The organism is Peribacillus sp. R9-11 (assembly GCF_031345095.1).
GTDB lineage: Bacteria > Bacillota > Bacilli > Bacillales > DSM-1321 > Peribacillus > Peribacillus butanolivorans.
Genome location: NZ_CP133763.1, coordinates 5,633,337 through 5,651,989, shown reverse-complemented (window position 1 = coordinate 5,651,989; position 18,653 = coordinate 5,633,337). Strand labels below are relative to the sequence as shown.

Annotated in this window: 15 protein-coding genes; 14 read left to right on the top strand and 1 reads right to left on the bottom strand. The window is 39.9% G+C overall.

From position 1 onward, the window contains the following. The first annotated feature begins 1 nt into the window (after position 1). The 11 genes from RE409_RS27460 (at position 2) to rbsB (ending at position 12,905) form a co-directional block, all read left to right on the top strand. Positions 2–1,510, top strand: coding sequence for a pyridoxal phosphate-dependent decarboxylase family protein (locus RE409_RS27460; protein ID WP_201187708.1), 1,509 nt, complete (start codon positions 2–4; stop codon positions 1,508–1,510). Next, entirely contained in the window at positions 1,510–3,315 is a 1,806-nt protein-coding gene (locus RE409_RS27455) for an IucA/IucC family protein (RefSeq protein ID WP_201222507.1), read from the top strand. The genes RE409_RS27460 and RE409_RS27455 overlap by 1 nt, the downstream gene beginning before the upstream one ends. Beyond that, positions 3,305–3,889, top strand: coding sequence for a GNAT family N-acetyltransferase (locus tag RE409_RS27450; protein WP_201187704.1), 585 nt, complete (start codon positions 3,305–3,307; stop codon positions 3,887–3,889). The genes RE409_RS27455 and RE409_RS27450 overlap by 11 nt, the downstream gene beginning before the upstream one ends. Next, positions 3,864–5,192, top strand: coding sequence for a lysine N(6)-hydroxylase/L-ornithine N(5)-oxygenase family protein (locus RE409_RS27445; protein WP_309558346.1), 1,329 nt, complete (start codon positions 3,864–3,866; stop codon positions 5,190–5,192). The genes RE409_RS27450 and RE409_RS27445 overlap by 26 nt, the downstream gene beginning before the upstream one ends. Positions 5,193–5,214: 22 nt before the next feature. After that, a complete protein-coding gene (locus tag RE409_RS27440) occupies positions 5,215–7,026 on the top strand; it encodes an IucA/IucC family protein (RefSeq protein WP_309558345.1) in 1,812 nt (603 codons plus the stop codon). A gap of 240 nt (positions 7,027–7,266) precedes the next feature. Continuing rightward, complete coding sequence (locus tag RE409_RS27435; RefSeq protein ID WP_201187698.1) at positions 7,267–8,253, top strand: LacI family DNA-binding transcriptional regulator; 987 nt, start codon at positions 7,267–7,269, stop codon at positions 8,251–8,253. Then, complete coding sequence (rbsK, locus tag RE409_RS27430; protein WP_201187696.1) at positions 8,250–9,134, top strand: ribokinase; 885 nt, start codon at positions 8,250–8,252, stop codon at positions 9,132–9,134. The genes RE409_RS27435 and rbsK overlap by 4 nt, the downstream gene beginning before the upstream one ends. Further along, positions 9,131–9,523 carry a D-ribose pyranase gene (rbsD, locus tag RE409_RS27425; protein WP_053348352.1) on the top strand — a complete coding sequence of 131 codons (393 nt, stop codon included), beginning with the start codon at positions 9,131–9,133 and terminating at the stop codon, positions 9,521–9,523. The genes rbsK and rbsD overlap by 4 nt, the downstream gene beginning before the upstream one ends. Before the next feature lie 18 nt (positions 9,524–9,541). Continuing rightward, on the top strand, positions 9,542–11,023 hold the full coding sequence (locus RE409_RS27420) for a sugar ABC transporter ATP-binding protein (protein WP_309558344.1): 1,482 nt from the start codon (positions 9,542–9,544) through the stop codon (positions 11,021–11,023). A gap of 1 nt (position 11,024) precedes the next feature. Continuing rightward, a complete protein-coding gene (locus RE409_RS27415) occupies positions 11,025–11,969 on the top strand; it encodes an ABC transporter permease (RefSeq protein ID WP_053348354.1) in 945 nt (314 codons plus the stop codon). A 15-nt stretch (positions 11,970–11,984) separates the two neighbouring features. Then, positions 11,985–12,905, top strand: coding sequence for a ribose ABC transporter substrate-binding protein RbsB (gene rbsB / locus RE409_RS27410; RefSeq protein ID WP_053348355.1), 921 nt, complete (start codon positions 11,985–11,987; stop codon positions 12,903–12,905). Positions 12,906–13,281: 376 nt separating this feature from the next. Here the strand turns inward: rbsB and gdhA are convergent, their stop codons facing one another. Further along, positions 13,282–14,664, bottom strand: coding sequence for an NADP-specific glutamate dehydrogenase (gene gdhA, locus RE409_RS27405; RefSeq protein ID WP_201187692.1), 1,383 nt, complete (start codon positions 14,662–14,664; stop codon positions 13,282–13,284). 161 nt (positions 14,665–14,825) lie between these two features. Here gdhA and RE409_RS27400 point away from each other — a divergent pair, with 161 nt between their 5' ends. The 3 genes from RE409_RS27400 to RE409_RS27390 all read left to right on the top strand — a co-directional run bounded on the left by RE409_RS27400 (position 14,826) and on the right by RE409_RS27390 (position 18,645). After that, the gene (locus RE409_RS27400) at positions 14,826–15,728 is read left to right on the top strand and encodes a glutamate biosynthesis transcriptional regulator GltC (RefSeq protein ID WP_056522058.1); all 903 of its coding nucleotides are present in this window, start codon (positions 14,826–14,828) and stop codon (positions 15,726–15,728) included. A gap of 614 nt (positions 15,729–16,342) precedes the next feature. Next, positions 16,343–17,335 carry a PTS sugar transporter subunit IIC gene (locus tag RE409_RS27395; protein ID WP_053348846.1) on the top strand — a complete coding sequence of 331 codons (993 nt, stop codon included), beginning with the start codon at positions 16,343–16,345 and terminating at the stop codon, positions 17,333–17,335. Positions 17,336–17,445: 110 nt separating this feature from the next. Further along, a complete protein-coding gene (locus RE409_RS27390; protein WP_201187690.1) occupies positions 17,446–18,645 on the top strand; it encodes a class I SAM-dependent rRNA methyltransferase in 1,200 nt (399 codons plus the stop codon). The last annotated feature ends 8 nt before the right edge of the window (positions 18,646–18,653 follow it).

Below are 18,653 nucleotides of genomic sequence, written 5' to 3'. Positions count from 1 at the left end.
AATGATTGAAATGATTAATAAAACTAATTTTGCTTATTCTCCATTTTTCTTGAATAACGAGGCCGGTTTCAATAATTACACCGATTCTTTAACAATCATCGAAAAAAGACTTACCGACTTTTTAAAAGAGAATAATCAGCCGTATTCTGGGAAAAAACCACATGAAATAGAAGCGAGATTAAATGAGCTATCCCTTGGTTCTATAAAAGGGGAGACATTGGAAGGTGTCGCAGCTGAACTAGCTGAGTTTGTTATTAATGACAGCATCAATGTACACAGTCCTACTTGTATCGGACATTTGCATTGCCCGACACTCGTACCTGCAGTGGCTGCCGAAATGATTATCAGTACTCTAAATCAATCAATGGATTCCTGGGATCAAAGCTCGACCGCAACCTTTATTGAAGAGCGTTTAATAGATTGGTTGTGCACTCAGGTAGGGTTTTCTGATAAAGCGGACGGGATTTTCACAAGCGGTGGAACCCAATCTAATTATATGGGACTGTTATTGGCGAGAGACGCCTATTGTAAGCGTGTCTGGGATATAGATGTACAGCAACATGGTCTGCCAACCGAAGCAAAAAAACTGCGGATTTTATGCTCGGAGGCTGCCCACTTTACGGTTCGTAAATCCGCGGCGCAGCTAGGGCTTGGTGAACAGGCGGTAATAACGGTTAAAACGGATTCTAATCACCGTCTTTCTATAGATGAACTGAATCGTCAGCTTATGATTTTAGAGGAGCAGGATTTACTTCCATTTGCGATTGTTGCCACATGTGGAACAACGGATTTTGGTTCTATAGATCCATTACATGAATTGTCTGCAGCTGCAATGGAAAAAGGGTTATGGCTGCATGTGGATGCCGCTTATGGCGGAGCGATGATTTTAAGTCGGGATTTCAAAGAATTAATCAATGGAATTGAACTGGCTGACTCGATTACGGTTGATTTTCACAAATTATTCTATCAACCAATCAGTTGCGGTGCCTTTCTTGTCTCCGACCGCAATTCGTTTCAATATATCCAGCATCACGCCGATTACTTGAATCCACAGGAAGATGAAGAGGAGGGTATGGTCCACTTAGTCAATAAATCGATTCAAACGACGAGAAGATTCGACGCGCTGAAACTTTGGATGTCATTAAAGGTTGTTGGACTCGATACATTTGCTGAAATGATTGACTATACTTGTCATCTTGCACGCGAAGTGGCTGCGAAGATCAATAAAGCAGAAGGGTTCAGCGTATTAAATAAAAATCCCGAATTGAATGCAGTTGTATTTCGTTATAATCCCGAAGGAAAAAGTGATCAATTAGTAAATCTTCTAAATAAACAGATTCAGCAAGAATTACTAAAGAGCGGACGTGCATTTTTGGCAAAAACTCGTTTTGATGGACAGGTTTATTTAAAGATGACTCTATTGAATCCAATGACAAAGCTTGAACACATAGAGGAAATCATTGATGAGATTCGGGTATTAGGTGAAATGTTCAAGATGATGGAGGAATGATGATGAATAGTAAGCAAATAGCTGAACGGGCGACGATGCAAAGCTTTCTGAATTGTTATTTCCGAGAAACTGGGAATTGCAGTCTAGAAGAAACAAAGAACTGGCCTGAGCTGGAGGGTACTGTACCGACTTCTTTATTAGTCAGTAATCTTGCATCCCAAGATATTGCATTGCTTGTTCCACTAAAGTATTGGTCGGAAACGGGGCGTCATATTATATCCTTCCCGGTTTACTACCAAACGGCGTCCAAACAAGTGCGTGAATTAGACTACGTGACAATGGTTTCAGCCGTGTCTAAAGAATTATTAAATGAACAGGGCCGAACAGATAGTGAAGATGAATTGATGTTGCGTGTCATCCTAAGTAGCCAAAATATTCAACGCTATGTGGAAGCACGGAGAGTAGACTTTGATACACTTCAAAGTCCTGACTTTACATACATCGAAGCAGAACAGTCCCTTCTATTTGGTCACTTGTTCCATCCAACACCGAAAAGTAAGCAGGGAATATCAGATAGGGATGAATGGAACTATTCACCAGAATTAAAAGGGGAGTTCCAGCTTCATTACTTCCTAGCAGATTCATCGATTGTCATCCAAGACTCTAGTGAAGTCATATCTGCAAGTGAGATCATTAAACAGGAATTAGCCGGCGATTTGGAGATTTCCAGTGGATTCCGTGAATCGTATTGCAAAAAAGAAAGCCCATATATCATTATTCCAGGGCACCCGCTTCAGGCAAAAGAACTAGTCGAAAAAGAAGAAGTCAAGAAGTTAATTGAGCTAGGACTACTAATCTATGCAGGCCCGCTTGGGAAAAAATTCACGGCCACTTCTTCATTCAGAACAGTCTATAGTGCTACATCGAAATATATGTATAAGTTTTCCGTTCCGGTTAAAATCACAAACTCGTTACGTGCAAATCTGCAAAAAGAACTCGATCGTGGTGTTGAAATCGCGAAATTAATAGATTCCAAAGTGGGCGATGATTTAAGAAAGCAGCACCCGTCCTTCCGCGTCATAAAGGACCCTGCTTATCTAACAATCAAAACAACTGAACAAGATTCAGGTTTTGATGTTGATATTCGGGAAAATCCTTTCTATGAAAACAATAAACAAGCAAGCCTGATTGCAGGTCTATGTCAGGACAATGCCTATGGTGCACCATCAAGGCTTGGAGCGATCATCCGAAAATTAGCAGAAGAAGAAAACCGTAGTACTGAAGAAGTAAGTAAGGATTGGTTTAATACGTATCTTTCAATGACACTAAAACCGATGCTTTGGCTGTTTGAAGAGTATGGAATTGTTCTAGAAGCCCATCAACAAAATTCAATTATCCAGCTTCAAAATGGGTACCCATCCACTTTTTATTATCGAGATAATCAAGGGTATTACTATTGTGAATCAAAAGTAGACCGGCTGATGAGCATCCTGCCTGAACTAAGTGAAAAAAGCTTCACAATTTGTTCTGATGAAGTTGCTGAAGAAAGACTTCAATACTATTTCTTCTTTAATCACTTATTAGGCATAATCAACAATTTTGGTACGGAAGGATTAGCATCAGAGCAGACACTATTACAGCTCGTTCAGGAACAATTAGAATCTAGTGGTAAGGAAAGCAAAGATGAAGGATTGAACCGGGTTGTCTCGAGGTTGCTTTATGAACAAGAACTACCTTGTAAAGCCAATTTACTGACGCGTTTTCATGATATGGACGAGCTTGTTGGCTCACTTGAGACACAGTCTGTTTATACGACCATTGAAAATCCGTTCGCGCAGGGGGTTTTGGCCACCCATGAAAAATAGTTATGAAGAAAAGCTGAAAGACCGTAATCAGCAGCTTTCTTTTGTCAAAGTGGAATTTGAGCGGGATATTGATACTCTGCATAGTTGGATGCACGAAGATCATGTGATACCCTACTGGAACTTGAATTTTACAAAAGAAAAATTTGCTGTTCATTTGCAGAAAGCGTTGGCTGATACACACCAAACACTATACTTGGGTTGCCTGGACGAGATCCCAATGAGCTATTGGGAGTCGTATTGGGTAAAAGGCGATATCATTGAAAAATATTATGAGGCTGAGGAGGGTGACCAGGGTATTCATTTACTCATTGGTGATCCCGAGTATCTTGGAAAAGGACTAGCTTTGCCATTTTTGCGTGCAATGGTGAAATTCCAACTACTGACTTCTACCACAAACAAAGTGATGGCAGAACCGGATATCCGGAATGCAAAGATGATTCATTTATTTGAAAAATGCGGCTTTACCCCAATTAAAGAGATTGAACTCCCTGACAAAACAGGATTACTTATGTCATGTACGCGGGAGAATTTCGAGAGGAAGTGGAAGTATGGAGAAGCAACAATCTATCTATGATGTGGTTGGAATCGGGATAGGTCCCTTTAACCTTGGACTTGCGGCCCTTTTAGAGAAAACCCCGGAGCTAAATGCCGTCTTTTTTGAGAAAAAGCAGGAATTTAATTGGCATGAAGGGATGCTGCTTGAAGGGACGACACTGCAGGTACCATTCTTTGCTGATCTAGTTAGCATGGCAGATGTGACAAGCCCATATAGTTACTTGAATTATTTACAGCAACATGACCGGCTTTATCATTTCTACTTCCTTGAAAAATTCTTGATTCCGCGAAAAGAATATAACGAATATTGCCGCTGGACTGCGAATCAACTTGATAGCTGCTGTTTTGGAAAAGCGGTGGAGGCGCTGGAGTATATTAAGGATCAAGAGGAACCTTTCTATCAGATCAGTGTGAGAGATGAAAAAACTCAACAGATTGAAGTCTATTATAGCCGTCATATAGTCATGGGAATTGGCAGTGCTCCAGCTGTACCGTCTGCATTTAGTCCATATATGGGAGAGAGCATCCTGCATTCGGCCGATTATTTACGGAATAAAGGAAATGTCTTAAAGAAAAAATCCATAACAGTTGTCGGATCCGGACAGAGTGCGGCCGAAGTATTTGAAGACCTACTTAATGAGCAGGAGAAGCATGGTTACCAGCTAAACTGGTATACAAGATCCAAAGGTTTTTTTCCTATGGAATATTCAAAACTTGGGTTGGAATACTTCACTCCAGATTACCTAGATTTCTTTTACCGGCTGCCTCAGGAAAAGAAAGATGAAATTCTGCCAAAACAGGATCTGTTGTATAAAGGAATCAGCGCGAAGACAATTGCTGCGATCTTCGACAAAATGTATGAAAAGTCTATTGGAAATGCAGAACTTGCCATTGAACTTAGGGCAATGACAGAAGTTGCAGCCGTAAAGCCAACTGAAAGTGGCTGGACATTGAAATGTCGACAGTGGGTGGAAGAAAGCGAATTTGATGTGAACACAGAGGCGGTCGTTTTTGGTACTGGCTACAAATCAACCGTGCCGGCATTCCTTGACAGTATGGAAGACCTTATAGTCCGCGATGAGTTTGGCAGACTTGAAATTACGAAAGACTATCGAGTTGGTACGACCGTATCTACACCAAATCATCTTTTTATTCAGAATGGCGAGATACATACGCACGGCGTGGGCGCACCTGATTTAGGATTAGGGGCATTCCGGAACTCCATTATTATTAATCAATTAGCGGGAAAAGAGATTTATCCATCTGAACCAAAAGGAGCTTTTCAATCATTCCGTGTAAAAGCACCAGTCATGGCCTATTAATAGAAAGAAAGGGAGTCAATGTATGCAGTTCATAAATGAAGTGGAAAAGGCGGTTACAGAAAAAAATTGGTCGATAGTAAACCAAAACCTACTCGCTAAAATGATTTCCGAGTATATGTATGAAGATATAATCCATCCAGCTGTCTTGAACGAAAATGCAGCAGGAAACTTATATGAGTTAAAGATAAATGAGGAAAAATCTTATCAATTTTTAGCCTTGCCTCGTCTTTTTGACAGTTATGATGTACAGGCTGAATCGATTAAAGTATTTGAAGCAGAACAAACCAGACAAGCAAATGATGCCATTCAATTCATTTTGGACCTTCAGCCGTTAATCGGGATGACTGCAGAAACAACGGGCCATTTAATCAAAGAGTTCCATCATACGTTGCTTGCAGATCTGCAATTACTATCTAAACCGGAACAAAACGCGGATGATTTAGTCGAACTGGACTATGCGCTACTTGAAGGAGAGATGAGCGGTCACCCTTGGATTGCCTATAACAAGGGAAGAATTGGATTCGGTTATGATGATTACCTGAAATTCGCTCCAGAAAATCAGGAGAAAATTCAGCTATCATGGATTGCCGTTCATAAAACAAGGGGTGCGTTCAATTCCATCCAAACGTTATCCTATAAACAATTGATGGAAAATGAACTAGATGATGAAACCCGAAAAGTATTTGGAAACAGATTGGCAGAGAAAGGGTTAAAGGAAGAAGACTATTTTTACCTGCCAATCCATGAATGGCAATGGAAGAATGTAATCATTCAGAATTTTACCGATGATTTAGCTAAAGGTCTGATTGTAGCTTTAGGAAACGGCCCTGATGAGTATCTTCCACAGCAATCGATTCGGACGTTTGTTAATGTTTCGAATAAGAACAAACATCACGTCAAGCTACCAATGAGCATTTTAAATACGTTGGTCTACCGTGGATTACCAGCAGAGCGTACTGTCATTGCACCAAAAATCACAGAGTATATTAAGAACATTTACAATAATGATTCGTTCTTAAAGGAAGAATGTAAAGTAGTACTTCCTGGTGAGGTGGCCAGTTTAAATGTGGATCACCCATATTTTTCTAAGCTAAAGAATGTACCATATCAATATTTAGAGATGCTAGGCGGTATTTGGAGAGAAAGCATATACAGTTATATGGAAGAAGGCGAGAAGCCTATTACACTTGCATCCCTTTTGCATGTGGACCACGAAGGAAAGCCGTATGTGGAAAGCCTGATTGAAAAATCTGGATTAACTACGGAGGCCTGGACAGCCCAATTATTCGACGTCATTCTTTCACCATTGTTACATTTTATCTATCAGTATGGGGTTGTCTTCTCACCGCATGGCCAAAATACAATTTTAGTATTGAAGGATTATAAACCGCACCGGTTGGCAATCAAGGATTTTGTAGATGATGTAAATATCAGTGATCAACCGCTTCCTGAATTAAGTATGCTTCCTGATAATCTAAAAAAGGTACTAAGAAGCGAAGCTCCGGAGGGCCTGGTTCAATTCATTTTCACGGGACTATTTATCTGTCATTTCCGTTACTTGTCCACACTTCTTATGAGAAGGAACCTATTGGATGAGAATGTCTTTTGGGAAGGTGTTGCTCGGGCAATCCTTACACATCAGCAAAAATTCCCACAATTGCAGGATCGTTTCGAGACATTCAATTTCTTTGCACCTAAATTAACCAAACTCTGTCTGAACAGAAACCGTATGCTTCAATACGGATATAGTGATGGCGAAGATCGTCCGCATGCATCTGAGTTTGGGTATATAAATAATGCTCTTTACGAAAAGTTACCTGCAAACACACTTTAAATGTAAAGTTGGCTCAGATATTTGAGCCAGCTTTTTCAAATTTTTTGTTTTCATAACTAGAGATGTAAAAGGAACCTTTGTGTTCATTATTCATCAAATGTATATCTAAGAAAGGATTGTGTTATGCTTTTTGGTTCAAATTACCTAATAAATATCTGTGGAATAGGACTTGCCGTCCATATGAATTGGTGATAAGCTAAATATGTAAACGGTTACACATAATATATTGAGGTGGATATATTGGCAACTATTCGGGATGTTGCAAAGGAAGCGGGAGTTTCCGTAGCAACGGTTTCAAGAGTGATGAATGGCAGCGGATATGCACATGAAGACACAAAGAAAGTGGTCATGGCAGCTGTTGAAAAGTTAAATTATAAACCGAATGAAGTGGCAAGATCCCTCTATAAACGTAAATCTAAATTGATTGGCTTGATTTTACCTGACATTACTAATCCCTTCTTTCCAGAAATGGCAAGGGGCGTTGAGGACTATCTGCAGAAATTTGGATATCGATTAATATTTGGGAATAGCGATGAAAAGCGAGATAAGGAAATAGAATATATTGACACCTTTCTACAGAATAATGTAGTGGGCATGATTGCATCAACAAGTGAAGAGACAAATGAGAATTTTGATAATCTAGAAATTCCTGTTGTTCTTCTTGATCGTACAGCAGAGGAGTTACCAGCCGTCTATTCGGATCAAAAAACAGGCGGTAAATTGGCAGCTCGTGTATTGCTCGATCGAGGTAGCACAAACATCGTCCTTATCAGGGGACCAGTCGAAATAAAACCTGTATATGAACGGTACATTGCAGCATTGGAAGAATTGGAGCAAGCGGAAGTGAATGTTCATGTCATGGATTCATCTCTTACCCTTCAAGGTGGACAAATTTGTGCGAGACAGTTGTTTGAACAGTATCCGGAGACAGATGGAATCATTGCCTGTAATGATATTGTTGCAGCAGCCGCCCTACAAGAAATCTTGAAAAGGGGAATAAGAATCCCTGAAGATATTCAATTGATTGGTTATGATGATATCGCATTCACAGCGTTATTACATCCTCCGCTATCGACAATTCGCCAGCCCGCCTATGAGATGGGGGCACAAGCAGCAAAACTGTTAATTAAAAAAATCAATCAGGAAAAGATAGAAGAAACGCACAAAAAGCTTCCAGTTTCTTTTGTGGAAAGACAAACAACGAGAAGGAAGGCGGAGAAGCCATGATAAAAATTGCAGTAGTAGGAAGTTCTTCAATGGACTTAGTGGTAACATCAGCTAAGCGTCCTATAGCAGGGGAAACAGTTCTAGGAGATTCGTTTATAACAGTTCCAGGAGGAAAAGGGGCCAATCAGGCCGTGGCCGCAGCTCGTCTTGGTGCGGAAGTAACAATGATTGGATGTGTAGGAGATGATTTTTATGGAGAGGTCATCTTAGAAAACCTGAAAAAAAATCATGTAAACACGAAGTATGTGGAACCGGTTACAGGTGCTATGTCAGGTACAGCCCACATTACCCTTTCAGAAGGTGATAACAGTATTATTGTCGTTAAAGGAGCAAATGATTCCATCACTCCTGAATATGTACAAAAAGCGAAAAAAATCATCGAGGAATCAGATATCGTCATGGTTCAGCAGGAGATACCAGAGGAAACTGTTTTATACCTTGCTGAATTATGTGAAAAACTCCAAAAGAGATTACTTTTAAACCCAGCACCTGCACGTAAGATAAGCGAGGCTGTTATTCAACAGTCATCATTCATTACACCGAATGAACATGAATTCGAAATACTATTCGATGGAAGAGACCGGACGGAAGTTTTAACAGAGTATCCAAATAAATTATTTATTACAGAAGGTAAAAATGGCGTCCGTTATTTTGACGGGCATGAAGAGAAGGTGGTCCCAAGCTTTGTGGTTGAAGCAGTCGATACAACAGGTGCAGGAGATACATTTAATGCTGCACTCGCGGTTGCTGTTGCAGAAGGAAAAAGTTTTGACGACTGTCTGTTATTCGCAAACCGGGCTGCCTCTATTTCTGTTACGAAGTTAGGAGCTCAAGGAGGTATGCCGACAAGGGAAGAAGTCGAAAGGAGCTTTGAAGAATGAAGCGTCATGGAATCATCAATAGTTCAATAGCCAAAGTTCTTGTTGACCTTGGGCATACGGATTATATTGTCATAGGTGATTGCGGCCTCCCGGTACCTTCAGGAGTACTTAAAATAGATTTAGCCTTAATACCTGGAACGCCTTCATTTCAAGATGTTGTTCGTGCCGTTCATGAAGATATGGTAGTCGAGAAAGTGATCGCCGCCACTGAGGTGAAGGAGAAGAATTCAAAGCAGCATCAATATATGGAACAGCAATTCGGAAATGCGATTGAATATGTTTCCCATGAGGATTTTAAAAGGCTGACAAGTAAAGCAAAGGCAGTAATCCGTACAGGAGAAACGACGCCGTATTCAAACTGCATTTTGCAGTCTGGAGTATTTTTTTAAATAAAAGAGGTGAAGAGCATGCAAATTGAAATGAAAAATATTTATAAAGCATTTGGTCAAAACAAGGTATTGGAAGGCGTTCAGTTTTCTTTAGAGGCTGGAGAAGTCCACGCGCTTATGGGAGAAAATGGAGCCGGAAAATCGACCTTGATGAACATTTTGACCGGGCTGCATAAGCATGATCAAGGGACTATTGAAATTAATGGTAAAGAAACCTCATTTAAGGATTCAAAGGAAGCAGAAGAAGCGGGAATGGCCTTTATCCGTCAGGAATTGAATATTTGGCCAGAAATGACGGTGTTAGAGAATTTATTTATCGGCAAGGAAATGGTAAATGCCTTCGGTGTCCTAAGAAATAAACAAATGAAAGCGCGTGCAAAAGAGATCTTTAAAACGCTTAATATTTCCCTTCCTTTTGATAAGGAAGCAGGGCTTTGTTCCGTTGGGGAACAGCAGATGATTGAAATTGCTAAAGCGCTTATGACGGATGCCGAAGTCATCATCATGGACGAACCAACCGCGGCCTTAACTGATAGAGAAATCGAGAAGCTCTTTGAAGTGATGAAGGGCCTTACCGAAAAAGGCGTGTCTCTTGTTTATATCTCTCACCGAATGGAAGAAATCTTTGCCATTTGCGACAGAATCACCGTGATGCGTGATGGAAAAACTGTCGATACGAAAAGAATTAAAGATACAAATTTCGATGAAGTTGTTCAAAAGATGGTTGGCCGGGAGCTAGAGGATCGTTTTCCTCATCGTGAAGCCCATCTAGGTGAAGTAGTCCTTGATGTAAAAGGACTAACTAAAAAGGGGCTTTTTGAAGATATCCATTTCGCTGTCCGAAAAGGTGAGATTGTGGGCGTGGCCGGATTAATGGGAGCGGGTAGAACAGAAATAATGCGTGCCCTTTTCGGGGTTGATCAAATAGACAGCGGTGAGATTACTGTTGAAGGTAAGAAAGTTTCCATACGAAAACCAACGGATGCAGTTCGCTACGGTTTAGCTTTCATCACGGAAAACCGTAAAGAAGAGGGCTTGATCCTGGACTTTTCAGTACGGGAAAATATCGGCCTGCCGAATTTAAAAAGCTTCGCTCCTAGTGGACTCGTAAAAACGGAAGATGAGAAAAAATTTGCAGAGATGATGATCAAGCGACTTCACGTGAAAACATCCTCTACAGAAACGATCATCGGTAATTTATCCGGTGGGAATCAACAAAAGGTGGTTATTGCCAAATGGATTGGCACTTCGCCTAAAGTATTGATTATGGATGAGCCAACCAGGGGAATTGATGTTGGAGCTAAACGTGAAATTTATGAATTGATGAATGAATTAACAGAGCGCGGTATCGCCATTATTATGGTTTCCTCAGAGCTCCCTGAAATCGTTGGGATGAGTGATCGAATCCTTGTTGTTCATGAAGGTAAAATTGCCGGGGAACTGAAAAAGCAGGAAGTAACACAAGAAAAAATTATGGCATTGGCGACAGGAGGGAACTAGGATGAAACTTGAGGCTACAGGGAAAAGCGGGATTTGGCAGAAATTTGGTCCGTTACTCGCCTTGATTTTATTATTTATCGTAATAACTGTTTTAAATCCATCATTCATGGAACCAAATAATATTTTGAATTTATTGCGTCAAACCTCTATTAATGCGCTTATAGCATTTGGGATGACCTTTATCATTTTAACAGGTGGAATAGATTTGTCCGTTGGTTCCATACTGGCTCTATCCAGCGCACTTATGGCTGGAATGATGGTCTCAGGATTAGATCCAATTTTAGCAATATTAGTAGGAGTTCTACTGGGTACACTAATGGGTGTAATTAATGGAATTCTTGTTTCAAAAGGGAAAATGGCACCTTTCATTGTGACGCTGGCTACGATGACAATTTTCCGGGGATTAACGCTCGTCTATACAGATGGAAAGCCAATTACAGGAATTGGTGATTCAGAACTGTTCCAAATGCTTGGGAGAGGATACTTCCTTGGGCTGCCGGTTCCAGCGGTTGTGATGATTATTGCTTTCTTTATTTTATGGTTCCTACTTCATAAAACATCATTTGGCCGTAAAACGTATGCAATTGGTGGAAATGAAAAGGCTTCCCGAATATCTGGGATTAAAGTAGATCGAGTAAAAGTAGCCATTTACGGGCTGGCAGGTACTATGGCAGCGATTGCTGGTGCCATTTTAACATCCCGTTTGAATTCGGCACAACCAACAGCTGGTCAATCCTATGAGATGGATGCCATTGCTGCGGTAGTGCTTGGCGGAACAAGCCTTTCAGGCGGTAAAGGCAGGTTGTTCGGTACACTAGTCGGTGTTCTGATTATCGGTACTTTGAATAATGGTATGAATTTACTAGGTGTATCTTCTTTTTACCAACAAGTGGTAAAAGGTGCAGTTATATTAGTTGCGGTTTTACTTGACCGTAAAAAATCATAAGTTGAGGTGTAATCAATGAAAAAAATAGTATCGTTGTTCATGATTCTTTCTTTAATGGTGTTAGCTGCCTGTTCAATGGATTCGGGTCAAAAAGATGATAAAAAAGAAACCAAAGACTCTATGGAAGACGTGAAAGTCGGAGTCAGTATTTCAACGTTAAACAATCCATTCTTCGTTTCTTTAAAAGATGGTATTGAAAAAGAAGCAAAAGAAAAGGGCATGAAAGTTACAGTTGTTGATGCACAGGACGATACAGCTAAACAAATTAGTGGGATTGAAGATTTAATTCTTCAAAAAGTAGATATCCTTCTTGTTAATCCAACAGACTCAAGCGCAATTTCTTCAGCTGTTCAATCAGCAAACGAAGCGGGTATTCCTGTTATTACAATTGATCGTTCTTCTGAAGAAGGGGATATCGAAACATTCATCGCTTCCGATAACGTGGCTGGTGGAGAATTAGCTGCAGAATACCTAGTTAAAGAGCTTGGCGAAAACGCAAAAGTAGTGGAGCTAGAAGGGGTTTCAGGTGCATCTGCAACTCGGGAACGTGGGAAAGGGTTCCACAATATTGCTGACAAGCAATTAGAAGTGCTAACAAGTCAAACGGCAGAATTTGACCGCACAAAAGGTCTTAACGTTATGGAAAATATCCTACAAGGTAAAAAGGACATTCAAGGGGTATTCGCTCATAATGACGAAATGGCTCTAGGAGCTATTGAAGCAATCAAAGCAGCTGGTAAAGACATCATTGTTGTTGGTTTTGATGGGAACGATGATGCTTTAAAGGCTGTTGAAAACGGTGAGCTAAAAGCAACGATCGCTCAGCAACCGGCTCTTATCGGTAAAGAAGCGGTTAATGCCTCAGAAAAAGTCTTAAAAGGTGAAAAGGTAGACGAAACAATCTCTGTACCATTGAAATTGGTTACTAAAGAATAATAGTTTTAGTGAGAGTGTCGGAATTTTTCCGACACTCTTTTTGTAGATCAATGATTCAATCTTTTACAATCAAGTTAGTTTGATGCAAATGTGGCGGCTAACTATACAAAGATCATATTAATCAGTTGAATAGCAGAATACAATCTAACCTCTTAAATCATGCTACAGGTGAATATATTGAACGGTTATAATTTAGCGTTCACTACTATTAGGATGTGAACTTTTTACGTTTAGGGACTTAAGTAGTGGTAAAGAGGATTTTAAGGTTATTCAGCACGGATTGAAATGAACGATTACCTGCAAGAAGATGTAATTACTCTTGTACAAAAAATAAGGCGGCCCATGTTGGGACCGCCTCCTGAAATTTAACTTATTATTAGAGTATGCCTTGAGTCAGCATAGCATCGGCTACTTTTAGGAATCCAGCAATGTTGGCTCCGACAACTAAGTTGCCAGGTTCACCGTATGCTTCGGCTGCTTCTACACTGTTTTTATAAATGTTTTTCATGATACCGTGTAGTTTTGTATCGACTTCTTCAAATGTCCAAGGCATTCTAGCACTGTTTTGGGCCATTTCAAGTGCAGAAACGGCAACACCACCTGCGTTAGCGGCTTTGGCTGGTCCGAAAAGGACGCCATTATTAAGGAATACGTCAATAGCCTCAAGAGTTGATGGCATGTTAGCACCTTCGCCGATTGCTTTCACGTTGTTTTTAACAAGCAATTTTGCTGCTTCTTCATCAATTTCATTTTGTGTTGCACAAGGAAGGGCGATATCGCATGGTACAGACCAAATTCCGTAGCTTCCTTCATTGTATTCAGCTTCGGGATGAGCATCGACATACTCACTCAAACGTTTTCTTTCTACTTCTTTTAAACGTTTAACTGTATCTAGGTTCAGACCATTTTTGTCATATATATACCCATTAGAGTCGCTGCATGCTACAACTTTAGCGCCCAGCTGTGTAGCTTTTTCAATGGCATAAATGGATACATTACCTGATCCTGAAATAACAACTGTGCTACCATGGAACTGTAATCCTTTGTCTTTTAGCATTTCTTCGACAAAGTAAACCGTCCCGTATCCAGTCGCTTCTGTACGGGCTAAGCTTCCGCCGTAACTTATGCCTTTACCAGTTAAAACACCCGCATGGTAGCTTCCTTGGATCTTTTTATACTGACCGAATAGATAACCGATTTCTCTAGCCCCTACTCCGATATCCCCAGCCGGTACGTCTGTATCCGGACCGATATAGCGAGCCAGTTCTGACATGAAGCTTTGGCAAAAACGCATGATTTCAGCGTCTGATTTTCCTTTTGGATCGAAGTCAGATCCGCCTTTTCCTCCGCCAATTGGCTGTCCTGTAAGAGAATTTTTAAAGATTTGCTCGAAACCAAGGAACTTGATAATACTTGAGTTTACTGTCGGGTGAAAGCGTAGACCGCCTTTAAATGGCCCAATAGCACTGTTGAATTGCACGCGGAAACCACGGTTGACTTGTACATTTCCTAGGTCATCAACCCAAGAGACACGGAAGGTAATCATTCTTTCTGGCTCAACGAGTCTTTCTAAAATCCCACTATTCATATAAATAGGGTGTTTTGAAAATACTGGTACTAATGAAAGAAATATTTCTTTTACGGCTTGATGGAATTCACTTTCGTGAGGATTACGCTCCTTTACCTGTGCGTATACTTGACTTACAAACTCTTTGGCAACTTGTAATTCCTCTTGCTCAACTTCATGTGTCGTTGTCATTAATATTTCTCCCCTTTTTTGGTAATAAAGTCATGAAAATATATTTGAATATATATATAGGTTTTTATGTGATACTTTCATGATATAATTTAAATTTGAAAGAAACAATCTGAATATTAGATAAATAACATGCTGTTTTGATATGAAAGAAGGAGCTTACATTGGAATTAAGACAAATCGAATATTTCATTGAAGTGGCAAAGCGTGAACATATGACGGAAGCAGCAGTGGCTTTGCATGTTGCCCAGTCTGCAGTCAGTCGTCAAATTTATAATTTAGAAGAAGAATTAGGTGTGCCTTTATTTATCCGCGAAGGCCGGAAGATTAAGCTGACGCCTATAGGACATACATTTCTAGCGAATATGGAACAAGCTATGGATATCATTGATCGTTCAAAGCGTGAGCTGGCTGAGAGCTTAAATCCGGAAAAAGGGACAATTCGTATTGGCTTTCCAAGTAGTTTAGCTTCCTATATATTGCCAAAGGTTATTTCTGATTTCAGAGAGATTTACCCGGAAGCGAAGTTCACCTTGAAACAAGGTTCATATCGCTACCTGATCGATTCTGTTATAAAAGGAAATATTAATATGGCCTTAATTGGACCTCTACCGATGAACGAAAAGAAAATTCACGGAGAAACTCTATTTATTGAGAACTTAGTTGCTCTTTTGTCAGAAAGCCATCCTTTGGCCTTGAAGAAGTCATTAAACTTAAATGAACTTCAAGGAAATCCGTTCATCGTATATCCTAAGGGGTATGTTTTACGTGATATTGTCATGAAGGCATGTAAACTGCACGGTTTCGAGCCAGAAGTTGCATTTGAAGGAAAAGATACTGATGCTATAAAAGGTCTAGTGGCAGCAGGGCTTGGCGTAACCTTAATACCAGAAATCTCTCTGATTGACAGCTTGCCTCGTTTTACAGTTAGACTGCCGTTGGATGAACCATCCGTAACTAGGGCTGTAGGTGTTATTATTCCAACTGAAAGGGAGTTAATGCCCACGGAGAAACTATTTTATCAATTCCTGAGAGACACCTTTGCAACTTTGGAAGGTTTTCAATAGAAGAAAAGTTAAAAGCTAGGCGTAAGGGAATTTTAAATAGCTTTATGAAAGATCCACATTTAAACCATAGTCTGGAAGAGAATCCAATTTAATTGGGTTCTCTTTCTTTATTAAAAGAGATGTAAATACTGGAAACCTATATCGAAATAATGTACTGACTATTCAGGTTGAAAAGCAGATACTTTAGAGTTTTTAATAATAAAAAGATTAATTTATTTTAAAATAATACATTATTAGATTTAATTGTACATAAAAGTAATATATACTCCATTTTTGTAAGCGTTTTTATTTTACTAGAATAAAAATACTGCTTACATTATCAGAAAATTCATGTTATTATACGAACAGACATTATCGGAGGCGGGGAATTAGATGAGTAGTAATTCAAATGAATTACTTCATATTATTATTCTCTTATTATGTTAGTGGGATTGATTATGTGGAATTGTTTGAGCCTTGCTTGTGAACTTTATAACAAGACGCTCAAGTAAAAACAAGTGGTGTACCCTCCAAATAACAGGGGTTTTTTTTTTTTTTATTTATCAAATTGAATATTCTGATAATTGATAAGGAGTGGAAATTAAGTGAGCAGGAAAGAATACATCAACGATCGAATGTACAAGGCATCAACAGGGATAGCTAATGCAGTTTTGGTTACGCTAGGGATCGGGTTATTGTTTGAATCCATAGGGGGATATTTAGATTGGGAGGTCCTCCTGGCAATAGGTGGGGCCGCAAAGGTCTTACTAGCCCCAGCTTTAGGAGCAGGTATCGCCTATCAGCTAGGAGGAAATTCATTAATTATTTTTAGTGCCATGGCTTCAAGTGCAGTAGGTGGCGCTGCCATTAACAGAACTGCTGAGGGAGTCTTTACGATTGTTACGGGTCAGCCACTAAGTGCAGTTTTGGCAGCATTAATCGCAACATATGTAGGTAAGCGTCTAATTGGTAAAACGAAATTGGATATTATGGCCATTCCATTGGCTGCAGTACTTGTCGGTGGGGTTTCTGGATATGGTCTAGCGCTTGTTACGACACCGTTCCTGACATGGTTAAGCAGTCAAATTACAGCTCAGGTCGAAGGTTCTCCATTAATTGGTTCCATGGTCATTGCATTAGTATGGAGCATATTATTGATGACACCAGCTTCTTCCGCTGCTCTAGCGATAGCCCTACAGTTAGATCCTGTTTCTAGTGCGGCAGCTTTAATCGGATGTACCGTTCAATTTGTTGGGTTCACTGTCATGTCTTATAAAGATAATGATATGGGTGGGTTCCTTGCTCAGATGGTTGTTACGCCGAAAGTTCAATTTCCTAACTTAATCAAAAAACCATTATATGTCGTCCCGCCTTTTGTAGCGGCAATCATTTGTGCTCCAATCGCTACGTTGGCATTCGATTTCCAAGTACCGTATGAGCTTGGAGGAATGGGCTTAAGTTCATTGATTGCCCCGATTGCTATCATTACAGGGCAAGGGTTGTACACGTTCCTGGTTTATGTGGCGGTGGGTATGGTCTTGCCAGCTGTAATCACCCTCGCCTTACATCGAGTATTGAAGATGATGGGTAAAGTAAAACCAGGAGATCTTCATTTAGAAGTATCATAATCAAAGATTTTTAGGAAACCAGCCTGGTGAAGGAACCAGGCTGGTTTTTATTTATAAAGGGATTAGGGTAAAATGGGGAGGAAAGCAATTGCATAGATAGGATGATATATATGGGAAAAGAAATAGATATAAAAGTGAAAGCTAAGTTTGTAAATAAAATCGCCAAAGGCTTTCCTTTGATTGCGAAAGAGTCGATTGGCAATCTCAATGACCTTCAAGATGAGGGATCTTTAGTGCGTTTGGTTGACGAGAACAATCGGTTTTTAGCAAAGGGGTATTATGGGAAACAGAATAAAGGCTATGGCTGGGTATTGACTCAAAAGGAGAATGATAAAATTGATCAATCATTTTTCAATGAAAAAATCAGAACAGCGTATGATTACCGAAAGCCATTTTTTGAAGATACAGAAACTACTGCTTTCCGTTTGTTCAATGGAGAAGGAGATGGGATTGGCGGGTTAATTATTGATCATTACGATGGTCACTACGTCATTAGTTGGTACAGCAAAGGGATATATTCGTTTAAAGACTATATCATTAAGGCCCTGCAGAATACGGTCGAGGTCAAGTCCATTTATCAGAAGAAACGCTTTGATACAAAGGGTCAATATGTAGATGAAGACGATTTTGTTATGGGGGAGCAGCCGGAATTTCCGCTTCTTGTCAAGGAGAATGGGGTCCGTTTCGCTGTATATTTGAATGATGGGGCCATGGTCGGTGTCTTCCTTGATCAGCGTGAGGTTAGAAGGACGATTCGAGATAAATATGCAAAAGGAAAGACCGTGCTGAATATGTTCTCTTACACAGGAGCATTTTCTGTATTTGCTGCTTTAGGCGGTTCCGTTAAAACGACTAGTGTGGACCTGGCGAATCGCAGTTTACCGAAAACGATTGAACAGTTCAGTGTGAATGAGATAGATCCTGAAACGCAGAATATCGTCGTGATGGACGTATTTAAATATTTTAAATATGCAGTTAAGAAGGCTCTGAAATTTGATATGGTCATTCTTGATCCACCCAGCTTTGCCAAGTCAAAGAAATTCACCTTCAGTGCCGGAAAAGACTATACGAATCTATTGAAGGATGCTATTTCCATAACAGAAGACAATGGGGTCATTATAGCGTCAACCAACTGCAGTACGTTTGACATGAAGAAATTTAAAAGCTTTATTGAGGCAGCCTTTAGAGAAATGAATGGTAAATATGAACTCATGGAAGAGTTTTCATTGCCGGCAGATTTTAAAACAAGTTCGGATTATAAGGAAGGTAACTATTTAAAAGTAGTTTTCATTAAGAAAATTAATGGATGAAAAAAGGC